At 64.2% G+C, this 18,036-nt stretch carries 17 protein-coding genes; 8 read left to right on the top strand and 9 right to left on the bottom strand.

What is annotated here, in order from left to right:
• Window positions 1-10: 10 nt before the first annotated feature.
• Window positions 11-379 (bottom strand): RcnB family protein, encoded by a 369-nt coding sequence (locus NKI06_RS21310; RefSeq protein WP_023740190.1) that lies wholly within the window; start codon window positions 377-379, stop codon window positions 11-13.
• Window positions 380-767: 388 nt separating this feature from the next.
• Here NKI06_RS21310 and NKI06_RS21305 point away from each other — a divergent pair, with 388 nt between their 5' ends.
• Together NKI06_RS21305 and NKI06_RS21300 are read left to right on the top strand one after the other, a co-directional pair.
• Window positions 768-2,432, top strand: coding sequence for a Na/Pi cotransporter family protein (locus NKI06_RS21305; protein WP_352740759.1), 1,665 nt, complete (start codon window positions 768-770; stop codon window positions 2,430-2,432).
• A gap of 95 nt (window positions 2,433-2,527) precedes the next feature.
• Window positions 2,528-3,709: an MFS transporter gene (locus NKI06_RS21300; RefSeq protein WP_352986973.1), complete on the top strand. Its 1,182-nt coding sequence runs from the start codon at window positions 2,528-2,530 to the stop codon at window positions 3,707-3,709.
• A 7-nt stretch (window positions 3,710-3,716) separates the two neighbouring features.
• Here NKI06_RS21300 and NKI06_RS21295 read toward each other — a convergent pair whose 3' ends face one another.
• A complete protein-coding gene (locus NKI06_RS21295; protein WP_023672441.1) occupies window positions 3,717-4,274 on the bottom strand; it encodes a GNAT family N-acetyltransferase in 558 nt (185 codons plus the stop codon).
• A gap of 110 nt (window positions 4,275-4,384) precedes the next feature.
• Window positions 4,385-4,834, bottom strand: a complete 450-nt coding sequence (locus NKI06_RS21290; protein ID WP_352986972.1) for a GatB/YqeY domain-containing protein — start codon at window positions 4,832-4,834, stop codon at window positions 4,385-4,387.
• 258 nt (window positions 4,835-5,092) lie between these two features.
• On the opposite strand from NKI06_RS21290, the gene carA reads away from it, so the two are divergent.
• On the top strand, window positions 5,093-6,310 hold the full coding sequence (carA, locus tag NKI06_RS21285) for a glutamine-hydrolyzing carbamoyl-phosphate synthase small subunit (protein ID WP_081731488.1): 1,218 nt from the start codon (window positions 5,093-5,095) through the stop codon (window positions 6,308-6,310).
• A 263-nt stretch (window positions 6,311-6,573) separates the two neighbouring features.
• Here carA and NKI06_RS21280 read toward each other — a convergent pair whose 3' ends face one another.
• The 3 genes from NKI06_RS21280 to ypfJ all read right to left on the bottom strand — a co-directional run bounded on the left by NKI06_RS21280 (window position 6,574) and on the right by ypfJ (window position 9,868).
• The gene (locus NKI06_RS21280) at window positions 6,574-7,494 is read right to left on the bottom strand and encodes an aldo/keto reductase (protein WP_352986969.1); all 921 of its coding nucleotides are present in this window, start codon (window positions 7,492-7,494) and stop codon (window positions 6,574-6,576) included.
• Window positions 7,491-8,756, bottom strand: coding sequence for a TCR/Tet family MFS transporter (locus tag NKI06_RS21275; protein ID WP_023683790.1), 1,266 nt, complete (start codon window positions 8,754-8,756; stop codon window positions 7,491-7,493). Before NKI06_RS21275 ends, NKI06_RS21280 begins: the two co-directional genes overlap by 4 nt.
• Window positions 8,757-8,932: 176 nt before the next feature.
• A complete protein-coding gene (ypfJ, locus tag NKI06_RS21270; protein WP_023705842.1) occupies window positions 8,933-9,868 on the bottom strand; it encodes a KPN_02809 family neutral zinc metallopeptidase in 936 nt (311 codons plus the stop codon).
• Window positions 9,869-10,055: 187 nt separating this feature from the next.
• Here ypfJ and NKI06_RS21265 point away from each other — a divergent pair, with 187 nt between their 5' ends.
• A complete protein-coding gene (locus tag NKI06_RS21265) occupies window positions 10,056-12,122 on the top strand; it encodes a hypothetical protein (RefSeq protein WP_352986967.1) in 2,067 nt (688 codons plus the stop codon).
• A gap of 28 nt (window positions 12,123-12,150) precedes the next feature.
• On the opposite strand, the gene NKI06_RS21260 is transcribed toward NKI06_RS21265, so the two are convergent.
• Together NKI06_RS21260 and mntR are read right to left on the bottom strand one after the other, a co-directional pair.
• Window positions 12,151-12,339: a hypothetical protein gene (locus tag NKI06_RS21260; RefSeq protein WP_023672434.1), complete on the bottom strand. Its 189-nt coding sequence runs from the start codon at window positions 12,337-12,339 to the stop codon at window positions 12,151-12,153.
• A gap of 91 nt (window positions 12,340-12,430) precedes the next feature.
• Complete coding sequence (gene mntR / locus NKI06_RS21255; protein WP_352987030.1) at window positions 12,431-12,886, bottom strand: manganese-binding transcriptional regulator MntR; 456 nt, start codon at window positions 12,884-12,886, stop codon at window positions 12,431-12,433.
• A 256-nt stretch (window positions 12,887-13,142) separates the two neighbouring features.
• Between mntR and NKI06_RS21250 the strand changes: the two genes are divergently transcribed.
• The 3 genes from NKI06_RS21250 (at window position 13,143) to NKI06_RS21240 (ending at window position 16,179) form a co-directional block, all read left to right on the top strand.
• A complete protein-coding gene (locus NKI06_RS21250; RefSeq protein WP_023691522.1) occupies window positions 13,143-14,501 on the top strand; it encodes an Nramp family divalent metal transporter in 1,359 nt (452 codons plus the stop codon).
• A 53-nt stretch (window positions 14,502-14,554) separates the two neighbouring features.
• Window positions 14,555-15,412, top strand: coding sequence for a protein-L-isoaspartate O-methyltransferase family protein (locus tag NKI06_RS21245; protein ID WP_352986965.1), 858 nt, complete (start codon window positions 14,555-14,557; stop codon window positions 15,410-15,412).
• 116 nt (window positions 15,413-15,528) lie between these two features.
• Window positions 15,529-16,179 (top strand): dihydrofolate reductase family protein, encoded by a 651-nt coding sequence (locus NKI06_RS21240; protein ID WP_352986964.1) that lies wholly within the window; start codon window positions 15,529-15,531, stop codon window positions 16,177-16,179.
• 63 nt (window positions 16,180-16,242) lie between these two features.
• Here the strand turns inward: NKI06_RS21240 and NKI06_RS21235 are convergent, their stop codons facing one another.
• The gene (locus NKI06_RS21235; RefSeq protein WP_352986962.1) at window positions 16,243-17,112 is read right to left on the bottom strand and encodes a LysR family transcriptional regulator; all 870 of its coding nucleotides are present in this window, start codon (window positions 17,110-17,112) and stop codon (window positions 16,243-16,245) included.
• A gap of 96 nt (window positions 17,113-17,208) precedes the next feature.
• Here NKI06_RS21235 and NKI06_RS21230 point away from each other — a divergent pair, with 96 nt between their 5' ends.
• Window positions 17,209-17,808 (top strand): LysE family translocator, encoded by a 600-nt coding sequence (locus NKI06_RS21230; RefSeq protein ID WP_023683785.1) that lies wholly within the window; start codon window positions 17,209-17,211, stop codon window positions 17,806-17,808.
• The last annotated feature ends 228 nt before the right edge of the window (window positions 17,809-18,036 follow it).

Raw genomic sequence — 18,036 nt, 5'->3', positions numbered from 1 at the left:
GAGGCCGGGCTTAATGCGCGGCAATGGCGCCGAAGATGATGCCGGACAGGACACTGACCAGCACATAGTCGTTGCCGACGCGGATCCATTCCTGGCCGCGGCCGGGGCGATGCAGGCCATAGCGGCCATAATCGCGGATCGGCTGGTGCCGCTTCCAGCTGGAATATTTCTGGCCATTGCGCCAATGGCTGCGCTTGACGACCACCGTCTTCTTCACGACGCGCTTCCTGACATCGACATGCTTGCCGGGCCTCTGCCAGTCGACCTGCGTGTAATTCGACTGCGGTGCGACCGGTGCGTTCACCGGTGCGGCCTGGCTGGTAAGCGAAGTGGCGGCCAGCATCGAGAAAGCGAGGGCGGAAAGAACAATGCGTTTCATAGCGGGGCTCCTTGGTTGTCGATGCCTAGGGAATAGCGCCCGAAGGATGAACCGAAACTGAACACTAGCATTACATTTACGTAATGAAATCTTGTGCTTATCCTGGATATTTGAACATCATCGCAAAGGCGATTGCCGGGAGTCCGGCAAACCGGGACGATCCGCTGCCATCACCAGGGATCCGCCATGCAACCATTTGCGCATCCGTCCATTTTCCGACACGCCCTGTCGCGCCGCGACGGCTCTTGAAATCGACAAGATTTTATTACCCGGCTAAAATATTCCGGATATTGTTCAAGACTGTCATGACCATGATTCGCAGCCCCGTTTTCCTCCCTGCACTGCGCGCCCTCCGCGTCGCGGTCCCTGTCTGCGTGCGGGTTTCGAAATGAGCGGCTCCGTCGTCCTGCTGCATCTGGCGGGCGCGGTGGCGCTGATGTTGTTTGCCACCCGCATGGTCAAGACAGGCGTCGAGCGCGCCTATGGCGACGTGCTGCGTCACCGGCTGCGCTCCACCATGCGCAATCCGATCATGGCGGTTTTGGCCGGCTGCGGCCTGTCCATCGCGCTGCAGAGCTCGACCGCCGTCACGCTTCTGGTCGGCTCCTTCGCCGGCGCCGGCATCGTCTCGGGCATGTCGGGCCAATTGGCTGTGCGTGGCGCCGAGATCGGCTCGGCGCTGGTGGTCAAGCTCTTGACCTTCGATCTGACGCTGCTGGTGCCAATCTGCCTCGTCGCCGGCACGGTCATGTTCATGGCCACCGAGCGGCGCGACTGGCGCCAGTTCGGCCGCATCCTGGTCGGCATCGGCCTTCTGGTACTGTCGCTGGAGATGATCGGCCAAGCCTCGGAGCCGCTGCGCCAGAGCACGCTGATGCCGCTCATCATCGAATATTTCTCCAGCGACTACGTCACGGCCTATCTGCTCGCCGCGCTCGTCACCTGGCTGTTCCACTCCTCGATCGCCGCCGTGCTTTTGATGGTCACGCTGGCCGGCCGCGGCTTCATCCCGCCCGAACTCGGCATCGTGCTGGTGCTCGGCGTCAATCTCGGCTCGTCGATCATCGCGCCGCTGCTCACCCGAAGTGCCGAACCTGGCGTGCGCGTCGTGCCGATCGGCAATCTGTTGATGCGCGGCATGGGCTCGCTGGTGATGCTGATCCTGTTCATGACGCTGAAGCCGCCGGTCGCCTTCCTCGGCGCCACCGTGCCCGACCAGATCGTCAACGCCCACATACTGTTCAATGTGCTGATCCTGCTCGCCGGCCTGCCGCTTGCCAGCCTGATCTATCGTGCTTCCGAGAAGATCGTCGCAATGGGCACCAAGCCAGCGCCGGCTACAGAGCTCGACGTGGTCGAACTCTCCGCCCTCAACGACGGCGCGCTCGACGTTCCGAGCCAGGCGCTGGCCAACGCCACCCGCGAGGTGGTGCGCGTCTGCGAGACGGTCGAGATCATGCTCAAGCGCATCATCGAGCTGTATGAAAGCGCCGACGGCGACAAGATCAAGGCGCTGGCCGCCCTTGACGACCGCGTCGACAGGAAGCACGCGGCGATCAAGCTCTATCTGGCCAAATTGACCAGGAACTCGCTCACAGAGGGCGAGGCGCTGCGCTGCCAGGAGCTGATAGGCGCCTGCGTCAAGCTCGAGCAGGTCGGCGACATCATCGTGCGCAACATGCTGGTGCATGTGAAGAAGAAGTTCGAGCGCGGGCTGGAGTTCACGCCCGAGGGCTGGAGTGAGTTGCTCGCCTTCCACACCTCGGTGCTGGCCAATGCCAGGCTTGCCTTCAACGTGCTGGTGTCGCGCGACCCTGAGACTGCCCGCCAGCTGGTGCTGGAAAAGGACCGGCTGCGCGACCGCGAAAAGGAAACCAGCGCCAGCCATTTCGTGCGCCTGCGCGACGGCACCGCCAAGAGCGTCGAGACCAGCTCCATCCACCTCGACACCATCCGCGACCTGAAGCAGATCAACTCGCTGCTGGCGTCGATGGCCTACCCGGTGCTGGAAGAGCGCGGCCTGCTCGGCGGCTCCAGGTTGAAGGCGAGCTGATCAAGAAAACCTAAACCGGCCGCAAAAATTTCTGCATTGCCGGCAAGCGCCATCCATGATTTGAGGCCAACTCGTTCAAGGATCGCTTCCGCGCCATGCTTCCGCTCATTGCCCTGTTCATCGCCGCCTTCGCTTTCGGCACCACCGAATTCGTCATTGCCGGCGTGCTGCCGCAAGTGGCCGACGGCCTTGGCGTTTCGATCCCGACCTCCGGCTATCTCGTCTCAGGCTATGCCGGCGGCATCGCGGTTGGCGGGCCATTGCTGGCGCTCGCCACCAAGGGCATTCCCCGCAAGACGCTGCTGCTTTGCCTGACCGTCGCCTTCACCATCGGCCAGGCCGCTTGCGCGCTGGCGCCCGATTTTACCTCGATGCTGCTCTTGCGCATTGCGGTCGCCGTCGCACACGGCGCCTATTTCGGCGTCGCCATGGTGGTGGCTGTCGGCCTCGTGCCCGAGGACAAGCGCGGCATGGCCGTGGCTGTGATCCTCTCCGGCCTCACCGTATCCAATGTCATCGGCGTGCCGGCCGGCACCGCAATCGGCAATCTCTGGGGCTGGCGCGCCACCTTCTGGGTGATGTGCGCGCTGGGCGTGGTGGCGTTTGCCGCCATGGCCACTCTGTTGCCGCGCAAAACGGGTGCATCGAGCCCATCCACCAGCCTTGGCAGCGAGGTTCGCGTGCTGGCGCGCCAGCAAGTCTGGACCTCGCTGATCCTGATGCTGATGTTGATGATCGGCCAGTTCGGCCTGTTCACTTACATCACTCCGACACTGCTTGAGGTGACCCATCTCGACGAGAGCCTGATCCCCTGGGTGCTGCTGCTCAACGGTGTCGGCGCCACCGTCGGCGTCTTTCTCGGCGGCAAGCTTTCAGACTGGAAGCTGATGCCGTCGTTGATCACCATGCTTGTGCTGCAGGCGGTGATGTTGGGCGTGATCTATGCCGTCAGCCCCTACCCCGTGCCGATGGTCATCGCCATCGTCGTCTGGGGCGGCCTCAACTTCGCCATCGGCACGCCGATCCAGACCCGCATCCTGGCCTGGACGGCGGACGCCTCCAACCTCGCCTCCTCGCTCATCCCCTCCGGCTTCAATGTCGGCATCGCGCTCGCCGCGTCGCTGGGCGCTGCCATGCTCAATGCCGGCTACGGCTATCGCAGCCTGCCGGTTGTGGGCGCTGCCGCCATGCTGGTGGCGGTGGTGGTGGCACTTGCCTCCTACATGTGGGAGGGGCGCAGCCGGGCAGCGCCGCCGCTGCAAGCAGCGGCCGAATAGCGTCGGACTACAAATCGATCCGGAACAACAAACTCTCGGCGCCGCCATACGCGGCGTCCTTGATGAACGGACCGACCACACGGCCGCCATTGGCCAGCACCACCTTCTGCGAGGCCGGATTGTCGAGGTCGGTGGTGAGCTCGACATATGGCAAACCAACAGCCCTCGCCTCGTCCAGCATCAGCCGCAGCGCCTCGGTCGCATAGCCTCGTCCGCGCTTCCACGGCACCACGGCATAGCCGATATGGCCGAGCACATGCGACGGCAGTGCGGCCGTACCCGGCTGCCAGCGAAAGCCGATCGAGCCGGCGGCCTCGCCGTCCCAGATCCAGCGCCGGAAGCCCGGCAGCCGCGGCACGGTCGTGCCGTCCGGCAAGGTAATCGGGCCTCCTTTGGCCTCGGGATCGTCGAGGCTGGCAAGGAACGCCGCGGGATCCTCGTCGATCGCCGCAAGTTGCTCGCGCGTCGCTTCCATCAGCCGGACATTGTCCGGCGACCAGCCACGCTCGAGCGCCGCCTTGTAGGAGGGCAGATGTTCGAGCGTGGGTTTGACGATTTCGATCATGGTGGGTCTCTCCGGCAGGTCAAGGCTTGGCTCGCTTAAGCCGGTGCGGACCGTTTCTTGCCCAGAGGTAATGCCCCTGCTCTCCTTCGCCATTGAAGTGGTGTCGGCTCCTACTGCAGCAGGCCTTTGACGATGCCGCTGGCCTTGCCGAAATCCATCTGGCCGGCATATTTCTGCTTCAGCACAGCGATCACCTTGCCCATGTCCTTCTGGCTGGTCGCACCGGTAGCAGTGATCACTTCGCGCGCCGCTGCAGTCACCGCCGCCTCGTCCAGCTGCGTCGGCAGGAAGCCGCGGATGATCTCCATCTCGCCACGCTCCTGCGCCGCCAGTTCCGGGCGCTTGCCGTCCTCGAACGCCTTGGCCGATTCCTCGCGCTGCTTCACCATTTTGGCCAGGATCTGCAGGATCTCCTCGTCGCTGGCGGGGTCCTTGGCCGAGCCGCGGTTGGCGATGTCGCGGTCGTGAATGGCGGCCTGGATGAGCCGCAGCGTCGGCAGCCGGTGCTTGTCCTGCGCCTTCATCGCGCTCTTCAGGGATTCGGCGATTTTTGCGCGCATGATGCTTTCTCCTTCGAACGGTGCGGACAATAACGGTGGCGAACTCGTAAAGCAAACACGCCAAGCCTCTGATATTGTTCGACGAAACAAATGCCCGCCGTTTTGGCCCGGCATCATTGACCGCTCTGGCGCCTTCCCCTATGTACTCGGCCTTGCATAAGACAAAGAATTGAAGCGCGCAGGCTCGAGAGATCGGCCGCGCCGTTTGCTGCGCAGATGGCCCGCCATCGAAGCGCGCAGCGTGACAGGAGCGTCGCCATGGCCGAGATGACCCCCGAACTGACCCCGCCTTGGGCAACCGAAAAGCCGACCGCCGTCCTGGTGCTGGCCGACGGCACCGTCATCGAGGGTCGCGGCCTCGGCGCCACCGGTTCCGCCGTTGCCGAAGTCTGCTTCAACACCGCGCTCACCGGCTACCAGGAAATTCTCACCGACCCATCCTATGCCGGCCAGATCGTCACCTTCACCTTCCCGCATATCGGCAACATCGGCACCAATGACGAGGACATCGAGGACTTGAACCCGGTCGCCCGTGCCGGCGCCGTTGGCGCGGTGTTCAAGGCCGATGTCACCAACCCGTCCAACTACCGCGCCGGCACCGGGCTGGACCAGTGGCTGAAGAAGCGCGGCATCGTCGCGCTGTCGGGCATCGACACCCGGGCGCTGACCGCGCTGATCCGCGAAAAGGGCATGCCCAATGCCGTCATTGCGCACGCGCCCGACGGCATCTTCGACCTCGACGATTTGAAGCGGCGGGCCGCCGCCTGGTCGGGCCTGATCGGGCTTGACCTCGCCAAGGAAGTCACCTCCGGCCAGTCCTCGGTCTGGCGTGAAACTCCCTGGGTGTGGAACGAAGGCTTTGGCGAACAGGCCGAGCCGTCGATGCACGTCGTCGCCATCGACTACGGCGTCAAGCGTAACATCCTTCGCCTGCTTTCCGGCCTCGGCGCCAAGGTCACCGTGGTTCCGGCCGGCACCGGCTCGGAAGAGATCCTGGCCATGCAGCCCGACGGCATCTTCCTCTCCAACGGCCCCGGCGACCCGGAAGCCACCGGCGACTACGCGGTGCCGGTCATCCAGGACCTGCTCAAGACCGATATTCCGGTGTTCGGCATCTGCCTCGGCCACCAGATGCTGGCCCTGGCGCTCGGCGGCAAGACCGCCAAGATGCACCAGGGTCATCACGGCGCCAACCACCCGGTCAAGGATCATACCACCGGCAAGGTCGAGATCGTCTCGATGAACCACGGCTTTGCCGTCGATGCCGACTCCTTGCCCGAGGGCGTCGAGGAAACCCATGTCTCGCTGTTCGACGGCTCCAACTGCGGCATCGCGCTGACCGGACGTCCGGTGTTCTCGGTCCAGCACCACCCCGAGGCTTCGCCCGGCCCGCAGGATTCGCACTATCTGTTCCGCCGCTTCGTCAACCTGATCCGCGAAAAGCGCGGCGAGGAACTGCTGGCCGAACGGGTTTGATTTTACAGGTCTTCGTCTAGCCGTTGCCCAGATCGTGATGCTCCGAATAGCCGGAGTTACAAACGCGGCGCGATTGCCCTTGTCTTGGGTCAATGGAATAAACCGGTCAACCGGTCTGTTTGTGACGGCGCGAAGCGACGAAGGCTTCGAGAGCGCCGACGGCATCCCCTGAGCCCAAGCCCCCCTCATCGCTTCGCTTGCGCGCCGCATTAACGGACGAAGCACACACCTATGGCGGGTTCGAAGTTCGCGCCTGGGTAACCTTATGCCACCGGCCGGCCTTCGCTGGCCTCCAGTATGGCGAACCATTGCTGGCGGTCGAGGTCGATCTCCAGCGCCTTGACCATGGCGGCCAGCCGCTCGGGCTTCATCGTGCCGAGCACCGGCGCCAGCCGCGCCGGATGACGCAGCAGCCAGGCGATGGCGACGGCGGCGAGATCGCCGGCGCCGATCTCGGCAGCCACCGCCGCGATTGCCGCCCTGACCCGCGCCTCGCGCCCTTCCTTGCCGGTGAACAGCAAGCCGCCGCCGAGCGGCGACCAGATCATCGGCGCATAGCCGAGGCGTTGCGCGTGATCGAGGCTGCCATCCACCAGCGCATTGGTTTTCAGCACCGACATCTCGATCTGGTTGGTGGCCAAGGCAAACGGCAGCCGCGAAGCCAGAAGGTCGAACTGCGACGGCGTGAAATTGGAGACCCCGACCGCTCTCACCTTGCCCGACTTGACCACCCCGGCAAGGGCCGCCGCCGTCTCGTCGGCATCCATCAGCGGATCCGGCCGGTGCAGCAGCAACAGGTCGAGATAGTCGGTGCCGAGATTTGCGAGCGAACGGTCGACCGAGGCCGCAATATGGGCCGCACTGGTGTCGTAATGCTTCAGCCGGTTCTGAGGCCGGTTGGCCGATGCCAGCATGATGTCGCATTTCGAGATCAGCTCGATGCTGTCGCGCTTGCCCTTCCAGCGCGACATGCCGGCGCCAAAGGCAGCTTCCACCAGGTAATGCCCGTAAATATCCGCATGGTCGAAGCTGGTCAGGCCGAGATCGACCGCAGTGCCGATCAGCCGCGCGATCTGGTCGGCGTCCGGGCGCGCGGCGCTGTCGAGCAGCCGCCAGGCGCCGAACACCAGCCGCGACAGCGACAAACCGTCCTTGGTCAGCTCTATGCGGCTGTCATGGCTCATATCTGGGCTCCATCTTCCGCAGCGCCGGTGGCAACGCTTCTCACCGCCGTCGGCCTCGCAACTTTCGTCACAAAGACAATGACCGCAAGCGTCAGGAAGCACGCGCCAACCAGATAGGGCGCGCCGCCGAACACCACGGGCGCATTCGGTCCGGTGAACCAGGAAAAGATCGCGGTGTAGAGCAGCGGCGTGATGATCGAGGTGATCGAGAAGATCGACGTCATCGCGCCCTGCAATTCGCCTTGCGCCGACGGCGGCACCTTGGCGGCGGCAAGGCTTCTCAGCGGCGGATCGGCCAGTGCTTCCAGGCAGCCGACGACGATCACCGCATAGATCATCCAGCCTTGCGAGGCGAAGGCGTAGCCGAAGGCGCTGGCCGCCGTGAATGTCAGGCCGATGACCGCCGTCCTCCATTCGCCAAGTTTGGGGATCACGCGCGGCAGCACCGTCGCCATGACGATCGCCCCACACAGGCCGAAGGCGCCGAGCGAGAAGCCGATCTGCTGCTCGCTCCAGCCATAACGATAATTGGACACGAACGACCACACCGCCGGATACATCATGTGGCCGAGCGTCATCAGGAAGAAGGCGAGCCCGATCCAGCCGATGCCCTGATATTGGCGCATCTGCAGCAGCGTGCCCACCGGGTTGGCGCGTTTCCACTCGAAGCGGCGGCGGTGCTTTTCATCGAGCGTTTCAGGCAGGAAGAACATGGCGATGAGGAAGTTCACGAAGGCAAGCCCGGCGGCAAAGTAAAACGGCACTCGCGGCCCGAACGTGCCGAGCAGCCCGCCCAGCACCGGCCCAATGACGAAGCCGACGCCGAAGGCGATGCCGAGCAGACCGAAATTCTTCGCCCGGTTGTCGTCGTTCGAGATGTCGGCAATGAAGGCCGACGTCGTCGAATAGCTGGCGCCCGAAATGCCGGCCAGCACGCGGCCGATGAACAGCATCGGATAGGACCAGGCGATGGCGCAGATCAGATTGTCGATCGAGAATGTAAGCACCGAGGCAAGCAGGATCGGCCGCCGCCCGAAGCGGTCGCTCAATCCACCCATGATCGGCGCGAAGAAGAACTGCATCGCCGCATAGACGAAGAACAGCCAGCCGCCTTCGATCGCCGCTTCGCTGATGCCGACGCCGGAAAGCTCCCTGAGAAAGGCCGGCAAAACCGGCATGATCATGCCGAAGCCGATAATGTCGAGCAGCAGCGTGGTGAAGACGAGCGCAAGGCCCCGCCTTGCGGTTTTGGGGTCGATCATGATGGTGTCTGCTCCCTGAGACCGCCCTTGGGCGGGCGCCCGTTATAGGCGAGGCGCCACTTTGGAACAATAGGAGAACGCCTCAGGCGTTCTCCTCCTGACATCTGTTGCCGGTGGTGAATCGGCCCGCCGACGGATGCGCTTTGAACCGCGGTCGGCTGGAACTTGCGAGCGCCTCAAACCGGACCGGTCAGCGTGTTGCAATCCGACAGCTTGCCGCTCTTGTAGCCGCGCGCCAGCCAGGTCTGCCTTTGCTGCGACGTCCCGTGGTTGAAGCTTTCCGGAACGACATAGCCCTGCATCTTCTTCTGCAGCGTATCGTCGCCGATCTGCTTGGCGGCGTTGAGCGCCTCTTCGATGTCGCCCTGTTCCAGAATGCCCTTCTGCGCGGTGAAATGCGCCCAAACGCCGGCGAAGCAGTCGGCCTGCAGCTCGATGCGCACCGACATCTGGTTGGCTTCCGCCTCACCCATCGACTGCCGCATCTGGTTGAACTTGGGCAGGATGCCGGTGAGGTTCTGCACATGGTGACCAACTTCATGCGCGATCACATAGGCCTGGGCGAAATCGCCCGAGGCGCCGAACTGCTGGTCGAGCTGCTGGAAGAAGGTGGTGTCGAGGTAGACCTTGTGGTCGCCGGGACAATAGAACGGTCCGGCTGCCGTCGAGGCGGAGCCGCAGGCCGAGCGGATCTGGCCGCTGAACAGCACAAGCTTCGGGTCCTCGTATTTCAGGCCCTGCGACTGGAAGATGCCGGTCCAGGTCTCTTCGGTCTCGGCCAGCACGGTCGCCACGAACTGCTTCATCTCGTCGGAAGCAGGCGTGCCGGCGCCGTCGTCCTGGCCGCCGCTGTTGTCGGTAATCTGGCCACCGCCACCCGGCAGCACACCGCCGCCCTCGCCAGTGCCCAGGATCTGCGACGGATCGAAGCCGAAATACCATCCGGCCAGCACCACGAGGACGACCAGCAGGATGCTGCCGCCGCCGCCGGTGCGGCCGCCGATCGGGATGCGGAACTGGCCAGGGCTGCCGCCGCCGAAACCACCACCGCCGCCGCTGTCGCTGCGCTCGTCCTCGACATTGTCACTCTGACGGCGGCCCTTCCAGAGCATGGCAACTCCCCGTATGCAAATTTTCGGCTGGCTTGGCCGATGTCGTGGCCCAGTCCGACCCAACAGACAATTATCGCAATGGTTGCGCCAAGTCACAGTATTTTTCGTGGCAGCGGCATCGCGTTCGCACTCTGGTCGAGGCGGCATGCGCGCTGTAGCATCCGGTTCGAACGGGGGTGTCGGGGACTTGCGGACGATCGGTCGATTTCTGCTGCTGGCGGTGGTGCTATGCCTCGGCCCGTCGCCGGCGCGCGCCGTGACGCTCGATTCCAGCGTCGCCGTAACCGATCCCGAGACATTGCAGGCGCTTGAGCGTGGCGGCCTCTCGATCAGCCGCCTGCTCGGCCCGGCGCTGGGTCTCACGCGCGAGGTCGACAATCGGGGCCTGTTTTCGGTGCGCGCGCTGACCCCTGTCCGCAACGCCGTCAAGCAGGAGATCGCCGACGAGCCTGCCAATAGCCCCGATCCTTACGTCGCGGCCATGGCCAAGTCGAAGGACACCAGCCAGAAATTCAACCCGAAATACATCGACGATGACGGCTCGACGCTCGACCTGACCGGCGTCGTGAACCGCATGGACCGCGGCTATCTCGGCCACACCGAATGCGGCGAGATCAGGCTGATCTACCGCTTCCACTATTCGGTCGCGGAAAAGCCGGCGAAGGGAAAGACAGCGCAACGCATCTCGTCGCGGCTGCCGCTGACCATGAGTCTGGTCTTCAACGCCAGGCCCGGCGAGGCTCGCCCCCGCGCTTCGAGAGATCGCCCAAGCGCCACCGCCGTTTCCTGTGCCGAAATCGCCAAGCGCTGGCTCGCCGCCGGCCAGAAGAACCTTGCGCCCGAGCAACTGGCAGCCTGGCTGCGCTCCGACGAAGGGCCGCTCTCCAACGCCATGCTGAATTCGTCGCAGATCATGCGACTTGAGCTGAACATGCAAGTTCTCCGGCTGTCGGCCTCGAGCCGCCGCGACTTCGGTGGCCACGCCGAATATCTCCTCAAGATTTTCAAATGGGACCCAACGACGTCCACCTTCCAGGAATCGAAGATGGAGAACCAGATCGACCGGAAAGTGGTTCTGGCCGACCGGCCGGCCTTCGCCAAATGGCTGCTGACCGACCGCAACCTCTACGACCTCGATCGCGGCCGGCTGGTCATCGACGACAAGTTCCTGGCGACCAACGCCGTCTCGGTCGCACCCGGCGGCATCGCCAGATCGCAAAACAACATCGCCTATGGGCTGCTCGATGACAGCGATATCGACAAGGCGTTGCAGGATTATGTCGCCAGGGGCAACACGTTGCGCAGCGTGAAATCGGTGGCCGGCTTCAATCTGCGTCTCAACGAAATGACCTGCACCGGCTGCCATCAGACGCACGGCATTGCCGGCTTCCATTACACCGGCGCCGATCCGGCCAGCGAGCCGCGCCGCAACGCCGTCTTCGTCCCCGGCTCGGCTGTGTTCTTCGCCGACCTGCCGCGCCGCCGCGCCAACGTCGAGGACTTCGCCGCCGGCGGCCATCCGGATTTCTCACGCGGCTTCGCCGCCCGTCCGGACGCCAAACTCGCCGAAGCGCTGAAAGGCACCGATCTCTACAATGGCTGGGGCTCGATCTGCTACAGCGGCGAGGATGCGAGCTTCAAGGACTGGAGCTGCGGCGAAAGCCTGCGCTGCGCCGGCGTCCATGAAAGCGACATCCATCCGGGCTTCGGCACCTGCGTCAGCGAGGCGGCCACCGCAGTTGGCGACCCCGTCGAGTTCGGCCAGATCAAGATGTCGAGCTGGGGCAGCGACAAATATTGCCGCCTGTCGCCGGCCACCGCAAAAGCCTGCGCCATCGATCCGGCGCGCGACAAGAAACCGGTAATCAAGCTCGCCGGCTATGGCGCGGCGCGCCAACGCTATGACAACCCCGGGCAGAAGACCGGCGGCTTTCCCGGGGGCATGCTGCGCAAGGCAAGCTGCGACAAGCTTCCCGACGAGGCGACTTGCGGCCGCCTCGCCAAGACCGGTTTCAACGACTGCATCGCGTCGGGCAAGGACCACAAATTCTGCACCAAGGAATTCACCAAGACCGCCGGCCTGCGTGCCTGCGACAAGGCGCATCCCTGCCGCGAGGACTATATCTGCACCGCCGGCTACGACGATCTGGCCGCAGCCAAGCCTGGCAAGGGCTCCTGCATTCCGCCCTATTTCATCTTCCAGTTCCGCGTCGACGGCCATCCGCGCAGCTGGGTGCAGGACACCGAGGAATGAGCGGCAGGTTGCCGCTTGCGAACAGAACTCAGATCTTCTGCTTGGTGCCGGCGCTTTTGCCGTCCGAGCTTTTGGAGCGTTCCTCGAAACGCGCGGCGCCCTTTTTCAGCGCATGGCCGGTTTCGACCTCGGTCTTGCGTTCGTCCTTTGCCGCTGCCTGCCTCAAACCCTCGGCCGCCTGCTTGCCCTTCGCGGTCGGTGCCTGTTCGACGCCCATGTTTTCCTCCTTGGCGCGCAACAATCACGCGCAACGTCAGGAGCAACGAGCCTGACGTGCGGAGGTTCCAGTGGTGCGGCCCCGGCACCCCTCAGCCCGGCGCGATCATCGCCTTGCGAAAGGCTTCCAGCGTCTCGGCGCTGACATGATGCTCGATGCCCTCGGCATCGATGCGCGCCGTCTCGGCGCTGACACCGAGCGAACGCAAAAACGCTTCTACCGTCTGGTGGCGGATGCGGCTCTCTTCCGCCACCTTGCGCCCGGCGTCGGTCAGGAACACACCGCGATAGGGTTTTCTGGAAACGAGCCCGTCGGCGCACAGCCTGGTCAGCATCTTGGCCACCGTCGGCTGGGCGACACCCAGCCGCGCAGCAATATCGACCTGACGCGCCTCATTGCCGTCTTCGATCAGGTCGGCGATCAGCTCGACATAATCCTCGACCAGCGCGCCGCGGCGCGCATCGCGCTGCTGCCGGAACCCTTTCGAATGAATCTCGGCGTCAGGCAGCGGCTCCTCGCGTCCAACCGGTCTGTGCTTCAGCGCCAACACGCGCTCCTTCCTATCTTTTGACAAGAATCGGCTTTGGGCAAAGCAATCGCCCTTTGCCATTCATAGCACGGGCTTAACTGTTCCAGCCGTTTATTTCCATTCCATGGTAGGCGCAACCGGCGTTTGCGATCCCCTGCCGGCCTGCCGGTCGGCGAACAGGAAGCACATACAATGAAATATAGCCTATTGCATAATGTTGAGCCCTGGCATAGATAGGATGACGTCAACCGATCCATCCAGTGGAAAGCCCTCCATGTCCGAAGCTGACGCTACCTTGGGATCATCCTGGCGATTTGACAGACCGGAGGACAATCCTCCCAGCCTGCGCGAGGTGAACTCCACGATCGCGGTGCCGCAGTCCGGCGTCTGGTTCCGTCGCCTGTTCGCCTTCATGGGACCGGGCTACATGGTCTCGGTCGGCTATATGGATCCGGGCAACTGGGCCACCGACCTCGCCGGCGGCGCCCAGTTCGGCTACACGCTATTGTTCATCATCATGCTGTCCAACCTGATGGCGATCCTGCTGCAGGCGCTTGCCGCCCGGCTTGGCATCGCCACCGGCCGCGACCTCGCCCAGGCCTGCCGCGCCTATTATCCGCGTCCCGTCAGTTTCGTGCTGTGGATCGCCTGCGAACTCGCCATCATCGCCTGCGACCTCGCCGAGGTGATCGGCACGGCGATCGCGCTGCAGCTTCTGTTCGGCATTCCGCTGATCGGCGGCGCGTTGCTGACGGCGCTCGACGCCTTCATCGTGCTGCTCTTGATGAACAAGGGTTTCCGCTATCTCGAAGCCTTCGTCATCGCGCTTCTGATCATCATCTTCGGCTGTTTCGCCATCCAGATCTTTGCCGCTGCCCCTCCGGTCGGCTCGATCCTGCATTCGATGTTCGTGCCGTCGACGGAGATCGTCACCAATCCGGCGATGCTCTACATCGCCATCGGCATCATCGGCGCCACGGTGATGCCGCACAATCTGTACCTGCACTCCTCGATCGTACAGACACGCGCCTATGAACGGACCGAAAAAGGCAAGCGCGACGCCATTAAATGGGCGACGACGGACTCGACCATCGCGCTCGTCCTGGCGCTGTTCGTCAACGCCTCGATCCTGATCGTCTCGGCGGTGGCCTTCCATGGCACCGGCCATCAGGATGTCGCCGAGATCGGCCAAGCCTTCGAGCTCTTGTCGCCACTGCTCGGCCTCGGCATCGCCTCCATCCTGTTTGCGGTGGCGCTGCTGGCCTCCGGCCTCAACTCGACGGTTACGGCAACGCTTGCCGGCCAGATCGTCATGGAAGGCTTTTTGCGCCTGCGCATTCCGCAATGGGCGCGCCGGCTGCTGACGCGCGGCATCGCCATCGTCCCGGTGGTGGTCGTCACCGCGCTCTATGGCGAAAAGGGCACCGGCCAGTTGCTGGTCTTCAGCCAGGTGGTGCTGTCGATGCAGCTGCCCTTCGCGGTCATCCCGCTGGTGCAGTTCGTCTCCGACAAGAAGAAGATGGGCGACCTTGCCATTCCCCGTGGCGTGGCGGCCCTCGCCTGGGTGGTCGCGGCGGTCATCCTGGTGCTCAACTTCAAGCTGCTCTACGACACCGTCTTCGGCGTTGGCTGATTCTCATTCCCGACCGCGACAAACCGGCGGCTTGCGCTATCTTACCGGCCATCATGACAAGTGTCGAAGACGCCAGGAAATTTTACGCGCAGCTGATGGCGGGCAATGCCGGCTCGGCCGATCCGCGCCTCGAAGAGGCGTTCGCCACCGTTCCGCGCGAGGCCTTTCTCGGTCCCGGACCCTGGGCGGTAGTCGCCGGCAGGGCGCTCACCGCCGGCAACGGCAAGATCATGACGCCGAGCGCCGATCCTGTTCACATCTATCAGGACGTGCTGGTGGCGCTCGATGCCGACAAGGGCATCAACAATGGCGAACCCTCCTTGCACGCCATGTGGATCGGCAGGATCGCCCCCAGACCGGACGAGGCCGTCACCCATATCGGCGCCGGCACAGGCTACTACACCGCCTTGCTGGCCCGGCTGGTTGCGCCCGGCCCGGTGACCGCCTTCGAAATAGAGGCCGATCTTGCTGCCAGAGCGACAAAGAATCTCGAGACCTACGGCAATGTAAGCGTCATCCACGGCGATGCCGTCACCGGCGATCTGCCGCCGTCCGACATCATCTATGTCAATGCCGGTGTCGTCGCACCGCCGGCTGCCTGGCTGCGGGCGCTGAAAGCGGGCGGCCGCATGATCTTTCCCTGGCGCCCGTCCCAGGGCGTCGGCCTGGCCGTAATGGTGACCCGCACCAAACAAGGTTTTGCCTGCGACCCCTTCATGCGCTCGTGGTTCATCCCCTGCGTCGGCGCCTCGGTCGCCGGTTCGGCGGCCAAAATCCCCGACCTCCAGAAGGCCGCGCGCAGCCGTTCGATCTGGCTGACATCAGACAGGGCGCCGGACCGGACCGCCACCGCCATCGTCGGCGATGTCTGGTTTTCGTCGCAGGCGCTTGCCGGCGGGCGACGGCGGTAGGTACTCTTGTCGGCCGCAGCGTTTTTTTGCCAACGTCTGTCGGGCGGCCGCCGGCCTGTCCGTCCTTAGATCGAAATCCGGCCCTGACGGCGCGGATCCTGGAAAAGGAAAATCCAATGCGAAAGATCATCGCTTCCACCTTCGTCAGCCTCGACGGCGTCATGCAGGCGCCAGGCGGCCCGGAAGAAGACCCGGTTGGCGGCTTCGAATTCGGCGGCTGGACGTTCCACTACTTCGACGAGGTGGCGGGGGTGGCCATGGAGGAATTGTTCTCCAAACCCTTCGCCCTGCTGCTCGGCCGCAGAACCTACGACATCTTCGCCGCGTACTGGCCTTACCAGAAAGATCCGATCGGAGACGTCTTCAACCCTGCGACCAAATATGTGGCCACGCATCGGCCGGACAGCCTGACCTGGGAGAACACGCAATGGCTTGGGGACGATATCGTCGCGGCGTTGCGCCGCCTCAAGAAGGAAGATGGGCCTGACCTGCTCATCCAGGGTTCGAGCAAGCTGATCCAGACCTTGCTGGCCAACGGTCTGATCGACGAAATCCGGCTGATGATCTTCCCGCTGCTGCTGGGCAAGGGCAAGCGGCTGTTCGATGGTGGTGCGATGCCGGCCGCTTTCAAGCTCGTCAAGTCGCAGGCTACCACCACCGGCGTCATCATGGCGACCTACGAACGCGGGGGTGAGGTCAAGGTCGGGTCGTTCGCCACGCAAGAGCCGTCAGAGGCCGAGCTCGAGCGGCGTAAGAACTGGAAGTGACAGGGACAGGCTTGGCACCTTTCCTCTCCCCCGATCGACGGGGGAGAGGAAATCCAAGTTCTGTCAAGCCGCCACAGCCCGCCGTGCCAACCCATGGCGGATACAACGCGCGAACTCCTGCGCTGCCGGCGCCGTGCCGTACTTCGGCAAATGCAAATTGATGGAAAAACTCGGCAGCGGCGGCAGCCCGGCATCGAGAGCCAGGATGTCGAGGTCGGCCGGCACGGTCGAGGCCAGCCAGGCGGTGACGGCAAGGTCGGAGCGCACCGTCGCGGTCGTCGCGTCGATGTTGCCGTTTTCGAACACGGTGCGCCATTCCAGCCCGTGCTCGTTCAGCGCCGACAGCACCACGGGGCGGAAGGCGCATGTATCGGCCACGATCGACACCGGCAGCGGCCGCTTGGCGCGGGCGACGCCGCCCTTGGCCCCGACCCAGACCAGCCGGTCAATGGCCAGGCACTCACCGGCGGACGGGCCGACCCGCTCCTCGATGACGGCAAGATCGATGGTGCCGGCCGCAAGGGCAGCGGCAAGGTCCGGCGAAGCCGCACAGAGCAGCGAAATCTCGACCTGCGGATAGGTCTCGGCATAGGCCTTCAGCACCGGCGCCAGCAAAGTGCCGACAAGGTCATAGGGAACACCGAGCCGCACCTGGCCGGCGACCTCGGTGCCCGCCATCTCGGCCCAGATCTCGTCATTGAGGCCAAGCAACCGTTTGCCCTTGCCGAACAGCCGCTCGCCGGGCCGCGTCAGCCGCAAGCCACGCCGGTCGCGCTCGAACAGGCTGCAGCCCAGCGCCTCCTCCAGCCTTTTGATCTGCTGGCTGACGGCGCCTTGCGTCAGATGCAGCGCGTTCGCCGCCGCCGTCATGCTGGCCTTGTCGGCGACAGTGACGAAGGTGCGGATCAGCGCTGTGTCGAGGTTACGGATCATGGTTGGCATTATACCTACTAATGCCAACCATCGCAAACATTGCATTTACTGAAGTATGCAGAAGTCTACCGTAGGGCCTTCGATGGAGGACGCCTCATGTTGCAGCCCATCTTTCCGCTCATCCTGTTTGCCTTCGTGGCCACCGTCACGCCGGGAATCGCCACCACCCTGTCGACTGCTTCAGGTGCGCAGTTCGGCTTTCGCCGTTCCGTTCCCCTATTGATCGGCAGCGCTGCCGGCCTCGCCACCGTGACCGCTGCTGCCGCCGCCGGGCTCGCCGGTCTGCTGCTGGCCATGCCGTCGCTGCAACTGGCGATGAAAATCATCGGCTCGCTCTATCTCATCTGGCTGGCAATCAAGATCGGCCGCGCCGGGCCGCCTGATCTCGATGTGGCGATGGCAAAACCCAACAGCTTCTTCGGCGGCGCCGGCATTCAATGGATGAACCCGAAGGGCTGGGCGATGGGACTGGGTGCGGCGGCCTCGTTCGCAGCCCTTGCCGACGGTCCGGGACAACTCGCGCTGCTGCTCGGCTCGACCTTCGGCTTCACCGCAGCCATCTCGCTGTCGATCTGGTGCGTGGCGGGCATGGTGCTGGCACGGCTGCTCAAGACCGAATGGCAATGGCGCGCGCTCAACATCGTGCTGGCGCTGGTGCTGGCTGCGTCGATCATACCGATGTGGCGGGGAGCGTAAACGCAGAGGTCGGCGCCAGTACCGCACCCGGACCTGCGGTCCGACCTCCCCACAAAGGGGAGGTAGGGGAGCGCGCACTTTATCCTCCCCCTTGTGGGGAGGGCCGCGAACGAAGTGAGCGGGGTGGGGGTCCTGGGTGGGGCGCCGCGCCCCTTAGACTCACCCCCCCGCACCCGCCGCCGGCGGGTCGGGGGGGGGGCGGGCGGGGAGGGCGTGGCGTGGGCCGCG

The organism is Mesorhizobium sp. M0772, from assembly GCF_040320135.1.
GTDB lineage: Bacteria > Pseudomonadota > Alphaproteobacteria > Rhizobiales > Rhizobiaceae > Mesorhizobium.
Note: the sequence above shows the minus strand (reverse complement) of the source record. Positions and strands in the feature narration are given on the sequence as shown.

Excerpts from the sequence above, each read along its gene's own strand:
- NKI06_RS21310 (WP_023740190.1), bottom strand. The coding sequence starts at position 379 with ATGAAACGCATTGTTCTTTCCGCCCTCGCTTTCTCGATGCTGGCCGCC.
- NKI06_RS21305 (WP_352740759.1), top strand. The coding sequence starts at position 768 with ATGAGCGGCTCCGTCGTCCTGCTGCATCTGGCGGGCGCGGTGGCGCTG.
- NKI06_RS21300 (WP_352986973.1), top strand. The coding sequence starts at position 2,528 with ATGCTTCCGCTCATTGCCCTGTTCATCGCCGCCTTCGCTTTCGGCACC.
- NKI06_RS21295 (WP_023672441.1), bottom strand. The coding sequence starts at position 4,274 with ATGATCGAAATCGTCAAACCCACGCTCGAACATCTGCCCTCCTACAAG.
- NKI06_RS21290 (WP_352986972.1), bottom strand. The coding sequence starts at position 4,834 with ATGCGCGCAAAAATCGCCGAATCCCTGAAGAGCGCGATGAAGGCGCAG.
- carA (WP_081731488.1), top strand. The coding sequence starts at position 5,093 with ATGGCCGAGATGACCCCCGAACTGACCCCGCCTTGGGCAACCGAAAAG.
- NKI06_RS21280 (WP_352986969.1), bottom strand. The coding sequence starts at position 7,494 with ATGAGCCATGACAGCCGCATAGAGCTGACCAAGGACGGTTTGTCGCTG.
- NKI06_RS21275 (WP_023683790.1), bottom strand. The coding sequence starts at position 8,756 with ATGATCGACCCCAAAACCGCAAGGCGGGGCCTTGCGCTCGTCTTCACC.
- ypfJ (WP_023705842.1), bottom strand. The coding sequence starts at position 9,868 with ATGCTCTGGAAGGGCCGCCGTCAGAGTGACAATGTCGAGGACGAGCGC.
- NKI06_RS21260 (WP_023672434.1), bottom strand. The coding sequence starts at position 12,339 with ATGGGCGTCGAACAGGCACCGACCGCGAAGGGCAAGCAGGCGGCCGAG.
- NKI06_RS21250 (WP_023691522.1), top strand. The coding sequence starts at position 13,143 with ATGTCCGAAGCTGACGCTACCTTGGGATCATCCTGGCGATTTGACAGA.
- NKI06_RS21245 (WP_352986965.1), top strand. The coding sequence starts at position 14,555 with ATGACAAGTGTCGAAGACGCCAGGAAATTTTACGCGCAGCTGATGGCG.
- NKI06_RS21240 (WP_352986964.1), top strand. The coding sequence starts at position 15,529 with ATGCGAAAGATCATCGCTTCCACCTTCGTCAGCCTCGACGGCGTCATG.
- NKI06_RS21235 (WP_352986962.1), bottom strand. The coding sequence starts at position 17,112 with ATGATCCGTAACCTCGACACAGCGCTGATCCGCACCTTCGTCACTGTC.
- NKI06_RS21230 (WP_023683785.1), top strand. The coding sequence starts at position 17,209 with ATGTTGCAGCCCATCTTTCCGCTCATCCTGTTTGCCTTCGTGGCCACC.